The organism is Brevundimonas sp. GW821-FHT10A07, assembly GCF_059415785.1.
The window spans coordinates 117,278-138,148 of sequence record NZ_JBWKNX010000008.1 but is presented as its reverse complement, the minus strand read 5'-3'; the positions used below and the strand labels follow the sequence as shown (position 1 = coordinate 138,148).

The 20,871-nt window shown below is 68.5% G+C and carries 21 protein-coding genes and 1 tRNA gene; 13 read left to right on the top strand and 9 right to left on the bottom strand.

What is annotated here, in order from left to right; translation table 11 throughout:
• Positions 1-3: 3 nt before the first annotated feature.
• The 5 genes from AC07NC_RS08795 to flgF all read right to left on the bottom strand — a co-directional run bounded on the left by AC07NC_RS08795 (position 4) and on the right by flgF (position 3,483).
• Positions 4-474 (bottom strand): hypothetical protein, encoded by a 471-nt coding sequence (locus AC07NC_RS08795; RefSeq protein ID WP_494569290.1) that lies wholly within the window; start codon positions 472-474, stop codon positions 4-6.
• Positions 475-572: 98 nt separating this feature from the next.
• Complete coding sequence (gene flgH / locus AC07NC_RS08790; RefSeq protein ID WP_494569289.1) at positions 573-1,313, bottom strand: flagellar basal body L-ring protein FlgH; 741 nt, start codon at positions 1,311-1,313, stop codon at positions 573-575.
• Between the two features lie 11 nt (positions 1,314-1,324).
• On the bottom strand, positions 1,325-1,936 hold the full coding sequence (locus AC07NC_RS08785; RefSeq protein ID WP_494569288.1) for a flagella basal body P-ring formation protein FlgA: 612 nt from the start codon (positions 1,934-1,936) through the stop codon (positions 1,325-1,327).
• Between the two features lie 3 nt (positions 1,937-1,939).
• Entirely contained in the window at positions 1,940-2,728 is a 789-nt protein-coding gene (gene flgG / locus AC07NC_RS08780) for a flagellar basal-body rod protein FlgG (RefSeq protein ID WP_494569287.1), read from the bottom strand.
• A 14-nt stretch (positions 2,729-2,742) separates the two neighbouring features.
• A complete protein-coding gene (gene flgF, locus AC07NC_RS08775) occupies positions 2,743-3,483 on the bottom strand; it encodes a flagellar basal-body rod protein FlgF (protein WP_494569286.1) in 741 nt (246 codons plus the stop codon).
• A 178-nt stretch (positions 3,484-3,661) separates the two neighbouring features.
• Here flgF and AC07NC_RS08770 point away from each other — a divergent pair, with 178 nt between their 5' ends.
• The 7 genes from AC07NC_RS08770 to AC07NC_RS08740 all read left to right on the top strand — a co-directional run bounded on the left by AC07NC_RS08770 (position 3,662) and on the right by AC07NC_RS08740 (position 9,071).
• Positions 3,662-4,339, top strand: a complete 678-nt coding sequence (locus AC07NC_RS08770) for a flagellar basal body-associated FliL family protein (RefSeq protein ID WP_035309203.1) — start codon at positions 3,662-3,664, stop codon at positions 4,337-4,339.
• A gap of 2 nt (positions 4,340-4,341) precedes the next feature.
• The gene (gene fliM / locus AC07NC_RS08765; RefSeq protein ID WP_008260695.1) at positions 4,342-5,382 is read left to right on the top strand and encodes a flagellar motor switch protein FliM; all 1,041 of its coding nucleotides are present in this window, start codon (positions 4,342-4,344) and stop codon (positions 5,380-5,382) included.
• Positions 5,382-5,978, top strand: a complete 597-nt coding sequence (locus AC07NC_RS08760) for a DUF6468 domain-containing protein (RefSeq protein ID WP_494569285.1) — start codon at positions 5,382-5,384, stop codon at positions 5,976-5,978. Before fliM ends, AC07NC_RS08760 begins: the two co-directional genes overlap by 1 nt.
• 17 nt (positions 5,979-5,995) lie before the next feature.
• A complete protein-coding gene (locus AC07NC_RS08755; protein ID WP_154726117.1) occupies positions 5,996-6,901 on the top strand; it encodes a MotE family protein in 906 nt (301 codons plus the stop codon).
• A 300-nt stretch (positions 6,902-7,201) separates the two neighbouring features.
• The gene (locus AC07NC_RS08750; protein ID WP_008263719.1) at positions 7,202-7,441 is read left to right on the top strand and encodes a DUF3297 family protein; all 240 of its coding nucleotides are present in this window, start codon (positions 7,202-7,204) and stop codon (positions 7,439-7,441) included.
• A gap of 43 nt (positions 7,442-7,484) precedes the next feature.
• Positions 7,485-8,936, top strand: coding sequence for a M20/M25/M40 family metallo-hydrolase (locus AC07NC_RS08745; protein WP_494569284.1), 1,452 nt, complete (start codon positions 7,485-7,487; stop codon positions 8,934-8,936).
• Between the two features lie 48 nt (positions 8,937-8,984).
• Positions 8,985-9,071, top strand: a tRNA-Leu gene (locus AC07NC_RS08740).
• 59 nt (positions 9,072-9,130) lie between these two features.
• On the opposite strand, the gene AC07NC_RS08735 is transcribed toward AC07NC_RS08740, so the two are convergent.
• Positions 9,131-10,540, bottom strand: a complete 1,410-nt coding sequence (locus AC07NC_RS08735; protein WP_292149204.1) for an SLC13 family permease — start codon at positions 10,538-10,540, stop codon at positions 9,131-9,133.
• A gap of 88 nt (positions 10,541-10,628) precedes the next feature.
• Here AC07NC_RS08735 and AC07NC_RS08730 point away from each other — a divergent pair, with 88 nt between their 5' ends.
• Positions 10,629-11,471, top strand: a complete 843-nt coding sequence (locus tag AC07NC_RS08730; RefSeq protein WP_494569283.1) for a hypothetical protein — start codon at positions 10,629-10,631, stop codon at positions 11,469-11,471.
• A gap of 41 nt (positions 11,472-11,512) precedes the next feature.
• Here the strand turns inward: AC07NC_RS08730 and AC07NC_RS08725 are convergent, their stop codons facing one another.
• On the bottom strand, positions 11,513-11,983 hold the full coding sequence (locus AC07NC_RS08725; RefSeq protein ID WP_494569282.1) for a MarR family winged helix-turn-helix transcriptional regulator: 471 nt from the start codon (positions 11,981-11,983) through the stop codon (positions 11,513-11,515).
• A gap of 64 nt (positions 11,984-12,047) precedes the next feature.
• Here AC07NC_RS08725 and AC07NC_RS08720 point away from each other — a divergent pair, with 64 nt between their 5' ends.
• Genes AC07NC_RS08720 through AC07NC_RS08710 form a run of 3 tightly spaced genes read left to right on the top strand, consistent with a single transcriptional unit; the run spans position 12,048 to position 16,717 of the window.
• On the top strand, positions 12,048-13,823 hold the full coding sequence (locus AC07NC_RS08720) for an N-acetylglutaminylglutamine amidotransferase (protein WP_494569281.1): 1,776 nt from the start codon (positions 12,048-12,050) through the stop codon (positions 13,821-13,823).
• On the top strand, positions 13,813-15,582 hold the full coding sequence (gene ngg / locus AC07NC_RS08715; RefSeq protein WP_494569280.1) for an N-acetylglutaminylglutamine synthetase: 1,770 nt from the start codon (positions 13,813-13,815) through the stop codon (positions 15,580-15,582). The genes AC07NC_RS08720 and ngg overlap by 11 nt, the downstream gene beginning before the upstream one ends.
• Positions 15,583-15,592: 10 nt before the next feature.
• The gene (locus AC07NC_RS08710; RefSeq protein WP_494569279.1) at positions 15,593-16,717 is read left to right on the top strand and encodes an osmoprotectant NAGGN system M42 family peptidase; all 1,125 of its coding nucleotides are present in this window, start codon (positions 15,593-15,595) and stop codon (positions 16,715-16,717) included.
• A 17-nt stretch (positions 16,718-16,734) separates the two neighbouring features.
• On the opposite strand, the gene AC07NC_RS08705 is transcribed toward AC07NC_RS08710, so the two are convergent.
• Entirely contained in the window at positions 16,735-18,048 is a 1,314-nt protein-coding gene (locus tag AC07NC_RS08705; RefSeq protein ID WP_494569278.1) for a DUF5690 family protein, read from the bottom strand.
• 73 nt (positions 18,049-18,121) lie between these two features.
• Between AC07NC_RS08705 and AC07NC_RS08700 the strand changes: the two genes are divergently transcribed.
• Positions 18,122-19,255, top strand: coding sequence for a TIGR03364 family FAD-dependent oxidoreductase (locus tag AC07NC_RS08700; RefSeq protein ID WP_494569277.1), 1,134 nt, complete (start codon positions 18,122-18,124; stop codon positions 19,253-19,255).
• The gene (gene phnX / locus AC07NC_RS08695; protein WP_494569276.1) at positions 19,252-20,061 is read left to right on the top strand and encodes a phosphonoacetaldehyde hydrolase; all 810 of its coding nucleotides are present in this window, start codon (positions 19,252-19,254) and stop codon (positions 20,059-20,061) included. Before AC07NC_RS08700 ends, phnX begins: the two co-directional genes overlap by 4 nt.
• Here phnX and AC07NC_RS08690 read toward each other — a convergent pair.
• Positions 20,058-20,777 carry a UTRA domain-containing protein gene (locus AC07NC_RS08690; protein ID WP_008264036.1) on the bottom strand — a complete coding sequence of 240 codons (720 nt, stop codon included), beginning with the start codon at positions 20,775-20,777 and terminating at the stop codon, positions 20,058-20,060. The genes phnX and AC07NC_RS08690 overlap by 4 nt on opposite strands.
• Positions 20,778-20,871: the final 94 nt, after the last annotated feature.

Below are 20,871 nucleotides of genomic sequence, written 5' to 3'. Positions count from 1 at the left end.
TCGTCAAGCGCGCGACGATCCGCAATAGGAAAGGAAGCCGGCGATCATCCGGCGCTCATCCGGGCCGGCCTTCAGGACGAACCGCCCGGAATCGCCCTGCACGCGCATCGCGCCGTGCGAAGCCAGCCCCGTCAGGCTGGCGTCCTGCAGGGAGAGGCGGGCTTCCGTCGCGTCTCCGCCGCTCATGGGATCCAGGGGCGCAGGGCCGTGAGAGGCCGCGATCAGACGCGGCGTATCCGGCTGGACGTCGCCATAGACCACGGCGGCGGCGTCGCCGGGGGAACAGGTGACCATCAGGGCCAGTTGGTCCGAGTTCTCGACCCCGTAGGCCAGCTTGGCCATCGCGCCTTCATGGCTGAGATGCCAGCTCATCGTCGGCGTCTCGACGGGTGGAAAGGCGTCGAGCGGTTGCGTCCTGGCGGCGAAGGCGACCAGGACGACAGCGGCGGCGGCGGGGATCAGAACCTTGAACATGTGAATACTCGCGTCTGACGAACAAACGCGGTTACGCATCAAGGGTTCACGGCTCCGCTTGAGCCGCCGTCGTCCTGTGGCCAAGCGGCATCAGTGGATCAGAACGGGCTGAACCGCTCGACCAGGCTCTGGGCGGCAGGCGTCGCCTGCATCCGGCTGATGTCGCCACGACCGCCGTAGGAGATGCGGGCCTCGGCGATCTGGGTGTGATTGATCGAATTGGCCGACGAGATGTCCTCGGGTCGCACGATGCCGGCGACGGTCAGTTCGCGGACTTCGCGATTGGTGCGCACTTCCTGCCGACCCTGGATCACCATGTTGCCATTGGCCAGGACGTCGGTGACCACGGCGGCGACGGTCAGGGAGACCTTTTCCGAGCGGTTGACCGAACCAGAACCGGCGGCGTTGGTCTTTCCCTCCAGTCCGACCATGTTGGCCGGGTCGAAGCCGCCGGGGAAGACGCGGCCCAGGCTGCTCTCCAGGCCGAAGAAGTTGGAGACTCCGGTCGAGGAGTCGTTCGACCGCGCCCTTTGGGTCGAGTTCTGGGTCTGGGCCCGGTCGTCGATATCGATCCTGACCGTCAGGATGTCGCCGATGTGACGCGCGCGCTGATCGCCGAAGAAGGTGCGGGCGCCGACGCGCCACAGGCTGTTGGCGCTGGCGGGGGTCGCTTCCTGACGCAGGCCGGGGCCGGCCATATAGGCCTGTTGCGCCGGCACAAGCGCGGCCGGATAGCCGATGGGGGCCAGTTCCGGGCCACGCACGGCCTCGATGGCGGTGGAGCAGGCGCCGAGCGAGGCGGCGGCGGAGACGGCGGCGACGATCAGGATCTTGCGCATGATGGATTCCCCTAGCGGGCGGCGAACTGTTGAGGATTGGCGCGGACCATGTCGGCGGCGGGGCCGGCGACAGCCTGGCCCGGACCGGACGCGACGGCGTCGATGACACGGTTGGAGGCGGTGTTGAGGACGGCGACGGGCTCGCCCAGCGCGGCGTTGCGCATGGCCTTGCCCATGATGCTCAGGTTCACGCCGCCGACCTGATAGGTGACGCGCACCATGTCGTTGCGGGCGATGACCTGCTGTCCGCCGCCGACCGGACGGTAGACGGGACGGTTCTGGGGCGCAGAGGCCTGCAGGTCTGTTTGGGCGGCGGCGGCTGAAACCGGACCGGTCGATCGGCGGACGGCGACGCGCCGCAGACCATTGGGATTGGTCCAGTCCAGACCGGCCTGACGGGCCTGGGCCTGAAGCTGGCCGGCCTCGATCACCACCGACGGGCCGACCCGCTGGGCCACGACCACTTCGGCGGCGGCGCCGGCGCCGTCGAAGATATCGCCCAGGGTGACTCGACCGTCGTCATCGACGGGGTTGGACTTCAGCGAAACCGGTCCGGCCCATGCGGGGCTGGAAACGGCGGCGAGTGCGGCGGCGAGAACCAGGGCGCGACGGATACGGGTCATGATTCAGCCCTTCACCTGAGCGGTCACCGACAGCATTTGGTCTGCGGTGGAGATGACCTTGGAGTTCATCTCGTAGGCCCGTTGCGCGATGATCAGGGCGCTGATCTCGGCCACGGAGTCGACGTTGGAGGCCTCGGTGTAGCCTTGCATGATTTGCCCGAAGCCGGGGCTGCCCGGCGTGCCGACGTTGGCGGCGCCCGAAGCGGCCGTTTCCAGCAGCAGGTTGTCGCCGATGGCCTCGAGACCGGCTTCGTTGAAGAAGGTCGCCAGTTCGATCTGGCCGACCGTCGTCGGCGCGGCCTGACCGGCCTGGGTCACCTGGACCAGGCCCGATTTGGAGATAGTGACGTCGGTGGCGTCCTGCGGGATGGTGACGGCCGGCTCCAGCGCATAGCCGTCATCGGTGACGATCTGGCCTTCCTGGTTGACCTGCAGGTTGCCGGCGCGAGTGTAGCCGATCTCGCCCGAGGGCAGGGTGATCTGGAAATAGCCCTTTCCGTCGATGGCCATGTCATAGTCGTTGCCGGTCTGTTGGGGCGTGCCCTGTTCGGTGACGCGATAGACGGCGCCCGCCTTGACGCCCGCGCCGATCTGGATGCCGGTCGGAACGACGGTGCCCTGGCTGGACGACTGCGCGCCCATCCGTTCGACGTTCTGGTACAGCAGGTCCTGGAACTCGGCGCGCTGCTTCTTGAAGCCCACCGTGTTCATGTTGGCGATGTTGTTGGAGATGACCTCCACGTTCAGCTGTTGGGCGGCCATGCCCGAGGCTGCGGTTCTGAGCGCGCGCATTATCCGGCTCTCCCTTAAGCGGCCTTGCCGAGGCGCTCGACGGCGCGACGGCTCAGGTCATTGGTGTTCTCGATCATTCGGGTGATGCTTTCGTAGGCCCGGCTGATCTCGATGAGATTGGTGATTTCGGTCAGCGAATTGACGTTCGACGCCTCCAGAGACCCCTGATGGATCTGGACGTCGTTGGCCTCGACCGGCTGGACGTTCGAGCCGTTGCGATAGAGGCCGTCACCGCCCTTTTCGAGCACGCCGAGCGTATCGAAGCGGACGACCGACAGGCGCCCGGTGATCTGGCCGCTCTGGGTGATGGTGCCGTCTGCGCCGACGGAGGGGGCGCCGAGGGCGGGGTCCAGCACGATCTCCCCCCCGCCGCCCAGCACGGCCTGACCCTGTTTGGTGGTCAGCCGGCCTTCCGGATCCATGGTGAAGGCGCCGTCGCGGGTGTAGGCCTCGCCGGCCGCGCCGTCTCGAACGGTGAAGAAGGCGCCCTCGCCGGCGATGGCGAAGTCGAGGGGGCGGCCGGTCTCGGACATCGAGCCCTGGCCGAAGTCGCGGCCCACGCCGTTGTCCAGCACGAAGCTGGCCGAGGGGCGGATGGAGTCGTTGCGGGCGCGCTGGCCCACTTCCGTCCCGAGCATCAGCTGTTCGACCTTGAATCCGGTGGTGTCGGCGTTGGCGACGTTGTTGGCCACGATGTCGAGTTCGCGACGCAGCGTCATCTGACGGGACAATCCGATATAGGCGGCGTTTTCCACGAGTGGCGTGCTCCTTCGATTTCTCCCTCGCAACGACCGTGCCAACAGGGTTAATCCAGCAGGAATGGCGGTTTGAGGGGGCGGGAGGCCGGTGACGCCCGGCAAAAACTGCCGTTTGTAAACGTCGCGTTAACCAAGCCGGGCTGATCCTCCCCATGAGATTCTCCGGGGCGAGCGCATGTTCAAGTTTGGCAAGAAGAAGGGCGACCCGAACGCCGATGCGCCCGCCGACAAGTCGGTCGATGCGGACGCGGCCGAGGGCGAAGAGGGCGCGCCCAAGAAAAAGAAGCTGCCGATCCTGTTCATCATCGCGCCCGTGGCCCTGCTGGTACTGGGCGGCGGCGGCGCGGCGGCCTTCTTCCTGATGAAGCCCAAGCCGGCCGAGGCCCATGGCGAGGAAGCCGCCGCCGCAGGTCACGGCGAGGAAAAGGCTGAGGAAAAGGGCGGTCACGGCAAGGAAGAGAAGAAGGCCGAAGGCGGCGGACATGGCGCGCCCGCCGAAGGCGGCGAAGCCGATCCGGCTCTGGGCAAGATCAGCGAAGGGCCTGACGGCGTCACCTTCTACACCCTGCCGGACATGGTCATGAACATCCAGTCGGCCGACGGCCGGCCGACCTTCCTGAAGCTGAAGCTGACGCTGGAGATGCACGACGCCGAGGTGGCGACGCATCTTCAGTCCGAGATGCCGCGCCTGCAGGACATGTTCACCGGCTTCGTGCGCGAACTGCGTCCCGAGGATCTGAGCGGCTCGGCCGGCACCTACCAGCTTCGGGCGGAAATCCTGCGCCGCGTCAATCTGGTCGCGGCGCCCGGCAAGGTGGACGCGGTCCTGATCGAAGAAATGCTGGTGCAGTAGGCATGACCGATACGGCGCTCGATTCCTTCGGCGGCATGGGCGATCCGGCGGACGCCCTGTCCGAACGCGTCCTGAACCAGGACGAGATCGACAGCCTGCTGGGCTTCGACCTGGGCGACGACGACGGTTCGGAAAAGTCCGGCATACGCGCCATCATCAATTCGGCGCTCGTCTCCTACGAACGCCTGCCGATGCTGGAGATCGTGTTCGACCGCCTGGTGCGGTTGATGACGACCTCGCTGCGGAACTTCACTTCGGACAATGTCGAGGTGTCGCTGGACAATATTTCGTCGATCCGCTTCGGCGACTATCTGAACTCGATCCCGCTGCCGGCGATCCTGGCGGTCTTCCGGGCCGAGGAACTGGACAACTATGGTCTGCTGACGGTCGATTCCAATCTGATCTATTCGATCGTCGACGTGCTGCTGGGCGGGCGTCGCGGCACGGCGGCCCTGCGGATCGAGGGGCGCCCCTACACCACGATCGAACGGGTGCTGGTGCAGCGGATGGTGGAGGTGGTGCTGAACGACGCCCGCCTGGCCTTCGAACCCCTGACGCCCGTCACCTTCAACCTGGACCGGCTGGAGACCAATCCGCGCTTCGCCGCCATCGCCCGGCCGGCCAACGCCGCCATCCTGATCAAGCTTCGCATCGACATGGAAGACCGCGGCGGGCGAATCGAGCTTCTTCTGCCCTATGCGACGCTGGAACCGATCCGGAAAATGCTGCTGCAGCAGTTCATGGGCGAGAAGTTCGGCCGCGACAACATCTGGGAAGGCCACTTGGCCACCGAACTCTGGACGACCGAGACCGAGGTGCGCGCCGTTCTGGACGAGCAGATGATGCCCCTGTCCACCGTGCTGAACCTCAAGGTCGGCGATACGATGATGCTGAACGCCACGCCGGATTCGGAAGTCTCGATCCGCGCCGGCGCCATCCCCCTGACGACGGGGCGAATGGGCCGCAAGGGGCAGCATATCGCCGTCCGCATCGAAGGCCCGGTGAACCCGGAAATCGCCGCCCGCATAAGAGGACCCCGCTGATGACCGGCATGATCATGGATGCGGTGCTGATGCTGCTGCTCGTCGCGGCGGTGGGCTACGGGATCAAGCTGGAACGCAAGCTGTCGGCCCTGCGCACCGGCCAGGTCGCCTTCGCCCAGGCGGTGACGGAACTGAACGCCGCCGCCGGTCGCGCCGAGGCCGCCCTGGCGACCCTGCGCGCCTCGGGCCAGGAGACGGACCTGCTGCACGACCGCATCATCAAGGCGCGCGAGGTGAAGCAACAGCTGGAAGCCCTGATCGCCCGCGCCCGCGCCCCCGTCGCGGCGCCGCTGCGGCTGCAACAGGAAGAGACGGCCCCGCGCCCCGAAATCGTTCGGCCGGTCGCGTCCGCGCCTTCGCCCGCCGCCGTGGTCAATGATGATGACGAACGCGCCCGGCGCATGGCCGCCCTGGCCCAGCGCATTCAGGGCATGTCCGGCCCCGCCGCGACGTCGCGAGCCGGGGCGCCGGCGGGTCGCGACAACGTCGCCGCCATCGTCCAGGCCCTGACCTCCGTCGGCTCCGCTAACCATTCCGCCAAACAAAGCCTCAACGCCGCGCGTCGTAATCTCGACGACGATCTGTTCGCCGCCTGAGTTCGGAACCCCATTTCATGGCTCGCATACCCCGCCTTCTGCCCCTGATCGCCGTCGCCATTGGCGGGGTTGTCGCGGTGCGCGCCGTCGGCGTCGCGCCCGGCCTGTTCGAGGGCGCCAAGGCCTGGGCGGAAGAGGCGCCGGCCGCCGCCGGCGCCCCGGCCAAGCCGGCCCTGCCCGGCACCTGCGCCCTATCGCCCGAACAACTGGCCCAGCAGGCGGGCATTTCGCCAGCCGAGTTGAAGATCATCCAGTCGCTGTCGCAGCGCCGCACCGAACTGGACGCGCGCGACCAGGATTTCGCGACCACCCTGCCGCTGATGGTCGCCGCCGAGCAGAAACTGGACGCCAAGGTTCAGGCCCTGGCGGCGCTGAAGGCCGAGATGAAACAGATGCTGGGCCAGGTCGACGAGCGCGAGAAGGCCGAGATCGATCGGCTGGTCCAGGTCTATTCCGCCATGCGCCCCAAGGAGGCCGCCCCGGTCATGGCCAGCCTGGAGGATCGGGTCCGCCTGCCGGTCGCCGCCGCCATGCGTCCGCGCACCCTGGCCGCCATCATGGCCCAGATGACGGCGCCCCAGGCCAAGGAACTGACCGAGAAACTGGCCGCCCGGTTCCAGGCCCAGCAGATGGCCGCCCGCGCCGCCGCCGCCGAAGCCGCGACGCCGCCGCCCGCCGCGACCCCGGCCGCACAGCCTGCGGCCCAGCCGGCCGCCGCAACGCCTTCGCCCACGCCCGCTGTCGCGACAGCGCCCCAGGCGCGGCCCACGCCTCGTCCCGCCGCCCGCCAGCCGGCCCGTCGGCCCGCCAGCCGCCCTGCCAGCCGACCTGCGGCGAGCCCGGCGGCCGCGCCCGCCGCCGCCGGCCCGCAGCCTTACAAGCCCGCCGCTACAGACGCCCCGCCGCGCCAGACGGTGCAGTAGGCGCATTCGGATTCCTCCGTAGCGGCGACAGGCCAATATAATAACCATTCCGGCGCATCATCGCCTCACGCTCCATCAAGGAGCGAGGCACAGAGGATGATACGCCGTGGTCGGCGAACTTCTTTATATCGCGCATCGTCTTCGGCGCGTCCTGATCCTGGGCGTGATCGTCACGCCGCTGGCGGTCTTGGCCCTGATGGTGCAGCGAAGTCTGAGCTTCTGATCGGCCGGTTTCGGTTGGCATGAGGGCCGGGCGCGGCTATCACCGCGCCTTCCCGATATCCGAGCCGCCGAACGATCATGTCCGACACGCCCCCCGACCGCCTCTCCGTCGATCCCTCCAGCCCCTTCCATGATGCGGACGTGCTGCAACGCGGCGTCGGCATTCGCTTCAAGGGCGAGGAAAAGACCAATGTCGAGGAATATTGCGTCTCGGAGGGCTGGGTGCGGCTGGCGCTGGGCAATCGGGTGGACCGCAAGGGCAAGGCCCTGACGGTCAAACTGCAGGGCTTGGTCGAACCCTATTTCCAGAACGGCTGAGTCTTTCTAGGCTGCGGCTCTTCCCCGAGTCTGGAGCCTGCCGATGTCCTTCCGTCTGCTGACCGTCAGCGCGCTCGCGCTCGGCCTCGTCGCCGCCGTTGCTCCGCTGGCCAGGGCCCAGGACGCAGTTACGGTGGAGCGCGCCATCGCCGTTCGTGACGCGGCGCTGACGTCGAACATCGCCCTGGACTATGTCACCCAGCTGACCACCCGCTTCGGCGCGCGGCCGGCCGGGTCGAAGTCCGAGCAGGACGCCGCCGCCTGGGCCGCCGACTATCTGCGCGCCCACGGCTTCCAGAACGTCCGCATCGAAGAATTCCCGCTGGTCGGCTGGGAGCGGGGCGAAGGCTCGGCCGCCATCGTCGGCAGGAACGCCCAGTCGCTGGTCGCCGCCGCCCTGGGCCATTCGCCCGCCACGCCGCGCGGCGGGGTCGAGGCGGACGTGGTGCGATTCTCCAGTTTTGAAGACCTGCAGGCGGCCGATCCGGCGACCGTTCGCGGCAAGATCGTCTATGTCGATCTGGGTCAGATGCACCCGATGCAGGACGGCTCGGGATACGGACCCCAGACCCGGGTGCGCGGCGCCGGTCCCGGCGTGGCGGCGGCCAAGGGGGCGGGGGCCTTCATCATGCGTTCGGTCGGATCGGACGAGGACCGCATGCCCCACACCGGCACCACCCGCTATGTGGACGGCAAGCCCACCATCCCATCCTTCGCCCTGTCCGCGCCGGACGCCGACCAGGTCAGCCGGTTGATCGCCCTGGGCGAGCCGGTGCGGATGCGCCTGACCTCGACCGCCCGCACCTATGAGACCCACAGCCAGAACGTCATCGGCGACCTGCCCGGCGCGACCCGGCCGGAGGAGATCATCGTGCTGGGCTCGCACATGGACAGCTGGGACCTGGGCACCGGCGCCATCGACGACGGGGCGGGCGGCGCCATCACCGTCGCGGCGGCCAAGGCCGTGGCCGACAGCGGGCGGCGTCCCGCCCGCACGATCCGGGTGATCTTCTACGGCTCCGAGGAAGTGGCCCAGCCCACGCCCCAGACCGGCAACGGCGGCGGCGTCTACGCCCGCAACCAGGGCGCGGCCCTGGAGAAACACGTGATCGCCGGCGAAAGCGACTTCGGCGCGGACCGGGTCTATGCGCTGCGCCTGCCCGCCGGCGCCCAGGGCTCGGACTTCCAGAAGGCGGCGACCCGCGTCCTCTATCCGCTCGGCGTCCTGGCGTCGGCCCAGGTCGAGACCGACGGCGGGGTCGATGTCGGTCCCATGGGGCCGCTGGGCGTGCCCTTCTTCGGTCTGGCGCAGGACGGGACCCGCTATTTCGACCTGCACCACACCGCCAACGACACCCTGGACAAGATCGACCCGGCGCAGTTGAGCCAGAACGTCGCCGCCTGGGCGGGCCTGCTCTGGCTGATCGCTGATTCCGACGTCGATTTCCGCGCCATGCGACCGGCGACGACGACAGCGACGCCGGCCGCACACTAGGTCGCTTGGCCACATGGTCCGGTTCTGGCTATAGAGCCGGACCGGCTCGCGGGCGTGGCGAAACTGGTAGACGCAGCAGACTTAAAATCTGCCGGGCGCAAGCCCTTGCCGGTTCGACCCCGGCCGCCCGCACCAGATCTTGAAGGATCCATGCGTCGTGCCCGCCAGACCGGCGCCGAAGCGCGTTGGTCGGGTCAGAACGGAAAGAAGACCGGGATGGCGATCATCGCGGCGACCCAGGTGACCAGGTTCAACGGCAGGCCGACACGGACGAAGTCCATGTAGCTGTAGCCGCCCATGTTGAAGACCAGCACATTGGTCTGATAGCCGAACGGGGTCGCGAAAGCGGCTGAGGCGGCCATCATCACGCCCACCAGGAACGGGCGGGGATCGACGCCCAGGCTTTCGGCCAGGGCCACGGCGATGGGGGTGATCAACACGGCGACGGTGGCGTTGGACAGGAGCTCCGTCGCAAACAGGGTCACGCCGTACAGCACGATCAGCGCGCCGAGGGGCCCCATCGGCCGGATCACGTCGATCAGCCGGTCCGCCCCGGCGGAAGCCAGGCCCGTCACTTCGATGGCGGTGCCGACCACCACCATGCCCGCGATCAGAAGCAGGATCTCGGGGCGAAGCCCGGCATAGGCCTCTTCGGGGGTGATGACCCTGAGCAGGATCAGCGCCACCGCCCCGGCGAAGGCCGAGGCCGCGATCGGGGCCCAGCCGAGCGCGGCAGAGGCGATCACCAGAGCGAAGATCGCCAGGGAGATCAGCGCGGGCCGAAGCCGGAAGGGGCGATCCGCCGCGCCGAACAGGGCGACGTCGCCCAGATGGGCGTCGCCCGAGCCGTCCGACTGGTTGCGCGATTCTCCCAGGCGCGGCAGGCCGAAGGGCAGGGCGCGACGGCGTCGCCCGGCCGCCTCCGCCTCGGCGCGGCGGCGCGCGCCTTCCATCTCGGCCAGACGGGCGGCCTGGGCCTCGTCCTTGGCCACCGACCGGCCCAGCTGTCGCGCGCCGACGAAATAGAGCCACAGGCCGCCGATCACCGCGATGAACAGACCCACGGGCGTGATCTCGAACAGGCCGAACACCGGCTGGCCCGCATTGCGCGCCATGTCGTTGACCAGCAGATTGGTCGAGGTGCCGATCAGGGTCAGCAGGCCGCCCATCACCGTCACATGGCTGAGCGGCATCAGGAACCGCTTGGGCGACAGCTGCAGGGACTGGGCCACGTCGCGGATCACCGGCGCCGCCAGCACCACCACCGGCGTATTGTTCAGGAAACCGCCGACGGCGCCGCACAGGCCGATGACGATCCAGATGCCCATGGCCCCGATCCGGGCCGCCAGTCGGGTGGCCTGGCGGATCAGCAGGCCCAACAGGCCCGACAGTTCGATGGCGTAGGCGATGACGAACAGGCCGGCCAGGGCGATGACAGCGGGGCTGGCGAAGGCGCTCTGCACCTCGACCGGCCGCACCACCCCCAGCAGCAGCAGGACGGCGGCTCCAGTCAGGGCGACGACATCGGCGCGAAGCTTGCCGTGGATCAGCACGCCGACCACGCCGATGAGCACCGCCAGGGCGGCGATCTGATCGAAGGTCATGACCCTGTGCAGACCGGTCTCCGTAGCTTTCGTCAACCTTTTTCGCACGATGGCCCCCGAAAGCGCGAACCCATGCTAGGGTGGTTTCATGCTGGAACCGACCGTGTCGCCTCGCCCGTCGGTCGTCGCGCTTGCGGCGTCCCTTGTTTTCCTCGCCGCCTGCCAGCGCGAGGAGGCCGCCCCCGCTCCGCCGCCGGTCCCGGCCGTCAGCGCGCCGCCGGTCGTCGCCATCGGTCCCGCGCCGGTGCTGGACCGGACCGGGCTCTTGCAGGCCATGGATGTCGCGGCCTCGGCCTACGCCGCCGGGAAAGATCCGGGCGGGGCCACCCTGGCCGGTCGCCGCTTCGTCATCCGTCAGGCCTTCGGCTGCGCTGGGGCGTCGCCGGCGGTTCAGTCGTCGGTCGGAGCGCCGGCTGGCGACGGGCTGGCCGCCTGGTCCCGGATCGACAAGGGCAAGAGCCTGAGACTGACATTGGCGCCGGCCGATTGGACGGGGTCGCCTATGCTCGCGGGCGGCGCCGACAGCTGGGAAGCGGCCGAGGGGTTCTGGCTGCCTCGCCCGTGGTTGCGCGCCGACGGCTGTCCGGGGGTTCTGAGCAATCCGGAGACGGACGGCGCGACGGCGGCCTCGCCCCAGACCGTCGGTCTGGCGGCCGTATTCGAGGAAGACGGCTCGCGCCTCGGCCGCCGCAACGGTCGGGCCTATGAGTTCACCGTCCGCGCCGAAGGCGATCAGGCCCCGGTCGCGCCGACGAACGGGTATCGGCTGGTGCTGGAGGGGCGTATGGCGGCATTCGCCGACGGTCGCGCCATTCGTTGTCGCGCCGATGGCCCTGATCAGCGCCCGGTCTGTATCGGCGCGGTTCAGCTTGACCGGGTCGCCTTTGAGGACGCCGAAGGCCAGGGGCTCAGCGAGTGGCGGCCTGGCTAAGGCCGGGCCCGCAATTGTCCGGCCATAGGGCAGGGCGGGAATTAATCCTCGGCGGCGGCGCTACGGACGGACATCATCGTGGCGAGGCGATCCGCTGCGGCGGTCATGGTCTCTCGATCCGCTCGCGAAAGGCCGTCAAACCGGGTCGTGAAGTCCTGGCCCATCAGGCCCGGCGACGCCGCCAAAGCCTGGCGGCCGGACTCGGTCAGGCGCGCGTGAACCACACGTCGGTCGATGCTGGACCGATAGCGGATGACCATCCCCTTGGCCTCCAGCTTGTCGAGAACGGCCACCACGGTGGGCGCCGACATGGAGACGTCGCGTGAAATGGCGCTGGTGCTCACCTCGCCCATCGCGCGGATCGATTGCAGCACAAGAAGTTGCGGCAGGGTCAGGCCTGTCAGCCGGGCGATCTCGCGCGACCGGACGTCGATCGCTTGGGCGATCCGCCGCACCGAGCGGAGCAGGGACGTGGACAGGTCTTCGGCCGCGTCGGGAGAAATATCGCTCATCCGGTTGAACTCTTTCGTGCACGAACCATTTGTACACGCTGCTTCCACAATTCAAGGAGGACCCATGTGCGGTCTTAGCGGCGAGATCAATTTCGATGGACGGCCGGCCGACGCCGGCGCTGTCCAACGCATGACCGATGCGCTCTCGCCCCGTGGACCGGACGGGTCCGGCATAGTGATGCGCGGCCCGGTGGGGCTGGGGCACCGCCGGCTGAAGATCATCGACCTGTCCGAGGCGGCGCAGCAGCCGATGGTCGACGCCGACCTGGGCGTGACCCTGGCGTTCAACGGCTGCATCTACAATTATCCCGAACTGCGCGAAGAGTTGCAGGGGATGGGGTTCCGCTTCTTCTCGCACGGCGACACCGAGGTCATCATCAAGGCCTGGAAGGCCTGGGGCGAGGCCTGCGTCGAGCGATTCAAGGGCATGTTCGCCTTCGTCCTGCATGAGCGGGATACCGGCCGCACCGTGATCGCCCGCGACCGGTTCGGCATCAAGCCGCTGTATCTGGCCGAGAGCGGCCAGCGGCTGCGGTTCGCCTCGACCCTGCCGGCCCTGCTGGCGGCGGGGGACGTGGACAAGACCATCGATCCGGTCGGTCTGCACCACTACATGACCTTCCACGCCGTGGTGCCGCCGCCGCACACCATCCTGAAGGGCGTGAAGAAGTTTCCGCCGGCGACGATCCGGGTGATCGAGGCGGACGGGACGGCCAAGGACCGGCTGTATTGGCAGCCCGACATGACCCGCCATGCCGAGGACGCGGCCCTGACGGCCGAGGACTGGCGCGACCGGGTGCTGGACAGTCTGCGCGAGGCGGTGAAGCGCCGCATGGTCGCGGATGTGCCGGTCGGGGTGCTGCTGTCGGGCGGGGTCGACTCCAGCCTGATCGTCGGCCTGCTGGCCGAACTGGGTCAGAAGGACCTGATGACCTTCTCGGTCGGCTTCGAAGAGGCCAATGGCGAGAAGGGCGACGAGTTCGTCTATTCCGACCTGATCGCCAAACACTATGGCACCAAACACCACCAGATCTTCGTGCCGCACCGGCGGCTGATGGAGGCCCTGCCGGGCACCATCGGGGCCATGTCGGAGCCGATGGTCTCCTACGACAATGTCGGCTTCTACCTGTTGAGCCAGGAAGTCTCCAAACATATCAAGGTGGTGCAGTCGGGGCAGGGGGCAGACGAGGTGTTCGCCGGCTATCACTGGTACCCGCCGATGCTGGAGACGACCGACCCGGTCGAGACCTACGCCAAGGCCTTCTTCGACCGCAGCCATGCGACGCTGAAGACCCAGCTGAACGGCGCATACATGGCCGACACCGACGTCAGCCGCGCCCTGGTCGAGGCCCATTTCGCGCAAGGGCGGGCGGCGACGCCGGTGGACCAGGCCCTGCGTCTGGACAGCCAGGTGATGCTGGTCGACGACCCGGTGAAGCGGGTCGACAATATGACCATGGCCTGGGGTCTGGAGGCGCGGGTGCCCTTCCTCGACCACGAGCTGGTCGAGCTGGCCGGCCGGATCCCGCCCGAACACAAGCTGGCCCAGGGCGGCAAGGGGGTGCTGAAGGAGGCGGCGCGTCTGGTGATCCCGTCCGAGGTGATCGACCGCAAGAAGGGCTATTTCCCCGTCCCCGCGCTGAAATACATCCAGGGCCCCTATCTGGAGATGGTGCGCGAAGCCCTGACCAATTCGGCGGCGCGAGACCGGGGCCTGTTCGACAAGGCCTATCTGGACACCCTGTTCGCCAATCCGACCGAACATATCACGCCGCTGCGCGGGTCGGAGCTGTGGCAGGTCGCCGTGCTCGAGATGTGGATGCAACAGCATGGCGTCTGACGTCCGACCTGAACGGTCCAAGGCGCACCGGCTCAAGCGGCTGCGTCATGAGGGGCTGAAGCCGCCGGTGCGGACGGGGGAGGGGCCCAGCCCCAACGCCGTGCTGGACTGCGGCTGGGGCCGGCTGCTGTTCGCCCAGACCTTTGACACGGCCGAGCCGCTGGTCGACGCCCTGCGCGCCGAGGGGCCGGATCGCCGCGACATCGCCTTCTATGTCCGCAATCCGCATGTCTTGCTGGCCCAGGCGCCGCAGGAGCTGTTTCTGGATCCGTCGCACACCTATCGGCTGGACCTGGCCACCTATCGCGCCAGCCGTCGCCAGCCGAGGGGGTTCACCGTCCGGCGCCTGACGTCCGAGATGGACGCCCAGGCGGTCAACGACATCTACGCCAAGCGCAAGATGGTGCCGGTGCCGCCCGACTTCTTCTGGTCGCATCGCGACGACCGGACCCTGACCTATTTCGTCGCCGAGGATACGACCACCGGAGCGGTGATCGGCACCGTGACAGGCGTCAATCATGTCCGCGCCTTCGACGATCCCGAATGCGGTTCGTCCCTGTGGTGTCTCGCCGTCGATCCCCAGGCGACCCAGCCGGGTGTCGGGGAGGCCCTGGTCCGGCGTCTGGCCGAGCATTTCAAGACCCAGGGCCTGGCCCACATGGACCTGTCGGTCATGCACGACAATGATCAGGCCATCGCCCTGTACGAGAAGCTGGGGTTTCGCCGCGTGTCCTTCTTCGGGGTCAAGCGCAAGAACCCGATCAACGAGGCCCTGTTCGTCGGACCGACCGACGATCACGACCTGAACCCCTATGCCCGGATCATCGTCAACGAGGCGCGGCGGCGCGGCATCCATACCGAGATCATCGACGCCGAGGGCGGGCTGTTCCGCCTGAACTGGGGCGGCCGGTCGGTGCGGTGCCGCGAGAGCCTGTCGGAGCTGACCTCGGCCGTGGCGCTCAGCATCTGCGACGACAAGCGGATGACGCGGCGCATAGTCGAGGCGGCCGGGGTGCGCGTGCCCGAGCGGATCGACCCCGGCGACCCGTCCGCCATCGACACCGCCCTGGCCAGGTTCGGCGCCCTGGTGGTCAAGCCCGCGCGGGGCGAGCAGGGCCAGGGGGTCGCCGTCGGCCTGACGACGATGAACGAGGTCCAGACGGCCCTGGTCCGCGCGCGTCGCATCTGTTCGGAGGTGCTGATCGAGGAACAGGTCCAGGGCGAGGACCTGCGCCTGGTGGTGATCGACTACAAGGTCGTGGCCTGCGCCCTGCGTCGCCCGCCGCGCGTCATCGGCGACGGTCGCTCAACCCTGCGCGCCCTGATTGAGCACCAGAGCCGTCGCCGCGCCGCCGCCACAGGCGGGGAATCGACCATTCCCATCGACGGCGAGACCGAGCGGACGCTGGCCGAGGCCGGCTATCGGCTGGACGACGTCGCGCCGGAGGGGGCGGAGGTGCTGGTGCGCAAGGCGGCCAATCTGCATCTGGGCGGCACCATCCATGATGTGACGGAGGAGGTGCACCCGACCCTGATCCGCGCCGCCGTCGCCGCCGCCCGCGCCATCGACATCCCCGTCACCGGCGTCGATCTGATGGTGAAGTCGCCGCGCGAGGCCGACTACGCCTTCATCGAGGCCAACGAACGCCCCGGCCTGGCCAATCACGAACCCCAGCCGACGGCCGAGCGTTTCATCGACCTGCTGTTTCCCCTGTCCGCCCCGACCTCGGCGCGCGCCGTGGTCCGGGCCGACGTCTGAAGGAGGCCCCTTGGCCCGTCCTGCGATCGATCTCGATTATCTCAAGTCCCGCCTCGCCGACCTGCTGAACACGCCCAGCCCCACCGGCTATACGGACGAGGCGGTGTGGCAGTTGTGCCGCGAGCTGGAGCGGCTCGGGCTCGACTATGAGCTGACCCGGCGCGGCGCCATCCGGGCCCGGCTGCCGGGCCGAACCGCCAAGCCCGCCCGCGCCATCGTCGCCCACGTCGACACCCTGGGCGCCCAGGTCAAACAGGTGAAGGACAACGGCCGGCTTGAGCTGGTGGCCATCGGTCACTGGTCGTCCCGTTTCGCCGAGGGCGCGCGGGCCACGATCTTCTCCGAGGGCGGCACCTGGCGCGGCACCATCCTGCCGCTGAAGGCCTCGGGCCACACCTTCAACGAGGAGGTGGACACCCAGCCGGTCAGCTGGCGCCAGATCGAGCTGCGCATCGACGCCGTGACCCACGGGCGCGACGACACCCTGGCCCTGGGTATCGACGTCGGCGACATCGTCGCCATCGACCCCCAGCCCGAGTTCATGGACACCGGCTTCATCGTCTCGCGCCATCTGGACGACAAGGCGGGGGTCGCCACCCTGCTGGCCGCCCTGGAATGCATGATCCGCGAGGAGCGCACCCCGACGGTCGACACCTGGTGGCTGTTCACCATCGCGGAGGAGGTGGGGCTGGGCGCTTCGTCCGTGCTGATCCCGGACGTGGCGGCCATGGTCACCGTCGACAACGGCACGACCGCGCCGGGCCAGAACTCGTCCGAGTTCGGCGTCACCATCGCCATGGCCGACCAGACGGGCCCGTTCGACTGGCACCTGTCGCGCAAACTGGTTCAGCTGGCGCGCGAGCATGACATCCCGCACCAGAAGGACGTCTTTCGATACTACCGCTCGGACTCGGCCTCGGCGCTGGAATCGGGCGCCGACATCCGGACGGCCCTGGTCACCTTCGGCATCGACGCCAGCCACGGTTATGAACGCATCCACGAAAGCGCATTAACGGACCTGGCGCGCCTTCTGGTCGCCTATGCCGAAAGCGACGTCGAGATCGGCCGCGACGCCAAACCGCTGAGCGGCGTCAAAGGCTTCACCCACCAGCCGGTGGATGAAGACCACGACTAGTCTAACCGCCGTCGCCCTCAGGGGCGCTCTTGGCCCTCCGAGCCCTTGGGAGAGGGAGATCCATCTCCACGTCCTCGCAGGAACAGGATTGCGGCGCCTCCGACCAATATGAGGCCGGCCAGGCTGGTGGCGTAGGCGGCGCCCACGAAAAAGGGCAGCCAAGGCAGGTCCACAGCGCCGAAATTCTTGAACAGCAGCAGCGCCACGCTGCCCAGATAGCCGGTGGAGTCGGCCACATAGATCAGGAAACCGGCAGTCGCGACCGTGCCCGAATAGGCGATCATCCGGTCGAACAGCATGGCGTTGAAGGGGGTATAGGCGAGGTACAGGCCCGCGCCGCCGGCGATCATCCAGACGATCGGCGACAGCAGGCCCTGCTGAAAGGCGAGGGTCGAGGCGCCCAGGATGGCGAACCCGGCCAGAATGACGCCGTGCATGAACAGCAGGGCCCGGCCGTTGTTCTTCACCGCGATCAACACGCCCATCGCCACCAGCGACAGGGCCGCCACCGGCCCTTCGCTGGCGGTGAAGACCGAGGCGGCGTCGCCGTAGCCCAGCGCCTGCCAGATTTCGGCGGCGAAGTTGTCACGCAGGTCGCGGAAGGCCGTCAGCATCACATAGGCGGCGACCAGCAGAAGCAGCACCGGCCAGTGCGCGGCCAGGAAGGCGGCGCGCTCTCTGGCCATCATCGGCCGACGCGCCACGCGCTCGGCTTCGTCAGCGGGACTGGGCGCGGGCAGGGTGGCGAGGGCCAGCACCGAAATGGCCAGCAGAGGCATGAAGACCACCCCGACGGCCGCCGGCATCCAGAACTCGCTGACCTGCCAGTTCTCCATCAAGGCCTTGCCGACCGATTTCACGACGCCGGAAGACAGAATGAAGCTGGCGCACAGGATCGCCCCCAGCACCTCGCTGGTGCGTCGCCCCTCCATGAAACCGAACACGAGGCCCCAGATCAGACCGAGCGGCAGGCCGTTGAGGAACAGGGCCGCGACATTCCATGGCGCAGGCACGACCGCGAACAGGACCAAAGCGATCCAGGAGACGCCGATCAGCAGGATGATCGCGGCCGCTCGGCGTTCGGGCCGCATCTCCGCGATCACCTTGATCCCGATCAGCTTGGACAGGGCGTAGCCGGCCACCTGCGCGATCACGAGGGCGATCTTGTAGTCCAGGGCGAAGTCCCAACCGGCCACGACATCGAAGGTCGCGGCCGTGAAGGGTTTGCGGAAGGCGTACATGGAGAAATAGGCGCAAAATCCCGCCAGGCCCGCGAACGCCACAAAGACAACGGGGTTGGCCTTCGCCAGCCAGAGCCGCATCCGGTTCATCGTTTGACATCATCCTGTTGCACCCGCGTGGTCTAGACCACTGCTGCGACGCTTGAATGACGAGGATGATGGGATGATGGGACGGTACGACGTCGCCGTGGTGGGGGCGGGAATCGTCGGCCTGGCCTGCGCCCTGGCCGCTGCACGGCGCGGCCTTTCGGTGGTGGTGATCGACCGTGACGCCCAGGCGAACGGCGCCTCGATCCGGAACTTCGGGTTCGTCACCGTCACCGGCCAGCCGCGCGGCCGGGTGTGGCGCCGCGCGCATCGCAGCCGCGCCGTCTGGGACGAGGTCGCGGGCGAGGCGGGCGTGCCGATCCTGCAACACGGCCTCTGGCTGCCCGTGCGCAGGCCCGAGGCCGCAGCCGTGCTGGAAGCCTTCATGGCCACCGAGATGGGCGAAGGCTGTCGGCTGATGACGCCGGACGAGGCGCGGGCCCGATCGCCGGAAACGACCGGACCTGACACGGTCGCCGCCCTCTGGAGCCCTCATGAATTGCGTGTGGACTCCCGCACGGCCATCCCGCGACTGGCGGCGTGGCTGGAGGGGCGTTTCGGGGTCGAGTTTCTGCGTCAGACCGTCGTCCAGGCGGTCGAGCCGCCGCGCGTCGTCACGGGCCGGGGCGTCGTGGAGGCCGCGCGGGTGGTGGTCTGTCCCGGAGACGATCTGGTCAGCCTGTTCCCGGATTGCCTGGCTGACGCCGGCCTGGCGCGCTGCAAGTTGCAGATGATGCGGCTGGCGTCGCCCGGCTTCGACTTGCCGGCGCCGGTCATGTCCGACCTGGGTCTGGTTCGCTACGGCGGCTACGCCGACTTGCCGGAGGCCGCCGCCCTGCGCACGCGGCTGGAGGCGGAGCAGGGCCGGGCCCTGGCCGAGGGGGTCCACCTGATCGCGGTGCAGGACGCCGACGGCGCCCTGGTCGTGGGCGACAGCCATCACGACGCCGCCACGCCCGATCCGTTCGCCGACGAGACGGTCGATCAACTGATCCTGGATGAATGGCGCGCCGCCACCGGCCGGCCCGCGCCGCCCGTCCTGCAACGCTGGACGGGGACCTATGCCCGCGGTCCGCACGCCGACCTGGTCGCCGCGCCGCACCCCTGCGTTCGCCTCGCCCTCATCACCGCCGGCAACGGCGCCTCCACCGCCTTCGCCTTTGGCGAAGAGGTGATCGCAGACCTGTTTCAGGAGACGTTCGAACCATGACCTCCATCCGCGACAGCTTCGACATGGTCGTTTTCGACTGGGCCGGCACCATGGTCGATTTCGGCAGCCGCGCCCCGGTGCTGGCCCTGATGGAGGCCTTCGCCGTCCTCGGCGCGCCCGTCAGTGAAGAGGAGGCCCGCCGCGACATGGGCCGGGCCAAGGCCGACCACGTCCGCGCCCTGTTCGAACAGCCCCGGATCAACCAGGCCTGGCAGGCGGTCCACGCCGCGGCGCCGGACCAGCAGGCTGTCGATCAGGTCATGGCCGAACTCCAGGCCCCGATGATCCGTCTGGCCGAGGAGACGGCGGATCTGATCCCGGGCGCCGCGGACGCCGTGGCGCATCTGCGCGGCCAGGGTCTGAAGATCGCCTCCTGCACCGGTTATACGCGCGAGATGATGCAGGCGATCCTGCCGCGCGCCGCCGCCCAGGCCTATGCGCCCGACCTGGTGGTCTGCGCCCACGAGACCCCGGAGGGGCGACCCTCGCCGCTGATGATCTACAAGGCCTGCGCCGATCTGGGCGTCTGGCCCCTGTCGCGCGTGGTCAAGGTGGACGATGCGGAGGTGGGCGTCGCCGAGGGGCGCAATGCCGGCTGTTTCACCATCGGCGTGGCCGCCTCAGGCAATATGGTCGGTCTGACCGCCCAGGCCCTGGCCGATCTGGACGGCGATGAACGCGCCGTTCTGTTGAAGGCCGCCGCCGACCGGCTGCGTGACGCCGGCGCCGATCTGGTCATCGGCACTGTTGCCGACCTGATCCCCGCCCTGGAGGCCGAGGCGGCCCGACGCGCCGGCCTTTCCTAACGCACCCGGATATCGACGCTGATCTTCAGGGCGTCGTGGCGCCAGTATTCGCGGTCGAACTCGACCACGCGACCCTGGGCGTCATAACTGGTGCGGACCACATTCAGCCCCGGCAGTCCCGACTTGACCTGAAGCGCCTCGGCCTCGCCGCGGGTCAGGGCGCACGGCTGCATGTCCACCCGGTTGCGGGCCACGGCGATATTATAGGCGGACTTCAGGACGCTGGTCAGCGAACCGTCCAGCGGGTGGCTGAGCAGGTCCGGGGCCAGGGCCGCGTCGACGACGATGGTCTCCACCAGTACGGCGCGGCCATCGACTGAACGCCGTCGGCGAATGCGATACATCGGCGCGCCGACCGGGCGGCCGAAGATGGGGGCCAGGGCGGGGGTGCAGGCGATTTCCGTCTTGCTGAGGGTCTCGGTCTCCGGGCGGCGGCCCTGGGCCTCGACATAGGACATGAAGCCTTCCCACCGGGTCGGATCATAGACCACCGGCGGGGGCGAGACGTACCAGCCGCTGCGGTCCTTGCGATAGATGATCCCCTCGGCCTCCAGCTGGAACAGGGCCTCCCGGATCGTGCCGCGCGCCACCCCGCCGCCCACTTGCAACTGACGTTCGGAGGGCAGGCGTTCGCCGGGCTTCAACTCTCCTCCCGCGATCCGTGTGGCGATGGCGTCGCGCACCCCGAGATAGTGAAGGCTGTCCGGCTGAGTCATGGGATCGCTCGATCGACGGTCGATTCCCGCCCCACCGGAGGATGAGAAGTCGTGTCTGTGGGGTCAAGTGAACCGGATCAGCCCCCTGACGGTT

Bases quoted from the DNA above. Each gene is read 5' to 3' on its own strand.
- flgG (WP_494569287.1), bottom strand. From the start codon at position 2,728: ATGCGCGCGCTCAGAACCGCAGCCTCGGGCATGGCCGCCCAACAGCTG.
- AC07NC_RS08725 (WP_494569282.1), bottom strand. From the start codon at position 11,983: ATGAGCGATATTTCTCCCGACGCGGCCGAAGACCTGTCCACGTCCCTG.
- AC07NC_RS08750 (WP_008263719.1), top strand. From the start codon at position 7,202: ATGTCCGACACGCCCCCCGACCGCCTCTCCGTCGATCCCTCCAGCCCC.
- AC07NC_RS08770 (WP_035309203.1), top strand. From the start codon at position 3,662: ATGTTCAAGTTTGGCAAGAAGAAGGGCGACCCGAACGCCGATGCGCCC.
- AC07NC_RS08730 (WP_494569283.1), top strand. From the start codon at position 10,629: ATGCTGGAACCGACCGTGTCGCCTCGCCCGTCGGTCGTCGCGCTTGCG.
- AC07NC_RS08720 (WP_494569281.1), top strand. From the start codon at position 12,048: ATGTGCGGTCTTAGCGGCGAGATCAATTTCGATGGACGGCCGGCCGAC.
- AC07NC_RS08735 (WP_292149204.1), bottom strand. From the start codon at position 10,540: ATGACCTTCGATCAGATCGCCGCCCTGGCGGTGCTCATCGGCGTGGTC.
- AC07NC_RS08795 (WP_494569290.1), bottom strand. From the start codon at position 474: ATGTTCAAGGTTCTGATCCCCGCCGCCGCCGCTGTCGTCCTGGTCGCC.
- ngg (WP_494569280.1), top strand. From the start codon at position 13,813: ATGGCGTCTGACGTCCGACCTGAACGGTCCAAGGCGCACCGGCTCAAG.
- AC07NC_RS08745 (WP_494569284.1), top strand. From the start codon at position 7,485: ATGTCCTTCCGTCTGCTGACCGTCAGCGCGCTCGCGCTCGGCCTCGTC.
- flgH (WP_494569289.1), bottom strand. From the start codon at position 1,313: ATGCGCAAGATCCTGATCGTCGCCGCCGTCTCCGCCGCCGCCTCGCTC.
- AC07NC_RS08690 (WP_008264036.1), bottom strand. From the start codon at position 20,777: ATGACTCAGCCGGACAGCCTTCACTATCTCGGGGTGCGCGACGCCATC.
- AC07NC_RS08760 (WP_494569285.1), top strand. From the start codon at position 5,382: ATGACCGGCATGATCATGGATGCGGTGCTGATGCTGCTGCTCGTCGCG.
- fliM (WP_008260695.1), top strand. From the start codon at position 4,342: ATGACCGATACGGCGCTCGATTCCTTCGGCGGCATGGGCGATCCGGCG.
- AC07NC_RS08755 (WP_154726117.1), top strand. From the start codon at position 5,996: ATGGCTCGCATACCCCGCCTTCTGCCCCTGATCGCCGTCGCCATTGGC.
- AC07NC_RS08705 (WP_494569278.1), bottom strand. From the start codon at position 18,048: ATGAACCGGATGCGGCTCTGGCTGGCGAAGGCCAACCCCGTTGTCTTT.
- AC07NC_RS08700 (WP_494569277.1), top strand. From the start codon at position 18,122: ATGATGGGACGGTACGACGTCGCCGTGGTGGGGGCGGGAATCGTCGGC.
- phnX (WP_494569276.1), top strand. From the start codon at position 19,252: ATGACCTCCATCCGCGACAGCTTCGACATGGTCGTTTTCGACTGGGCC.
- AC07NC_RS08785 (WP_494569288.1), bottom strand. From the start codon at position 1,936: ATGACCCGTATCCGTCGCGCCCTGGTTCTCGCCGCCGCACTCGCCGCC.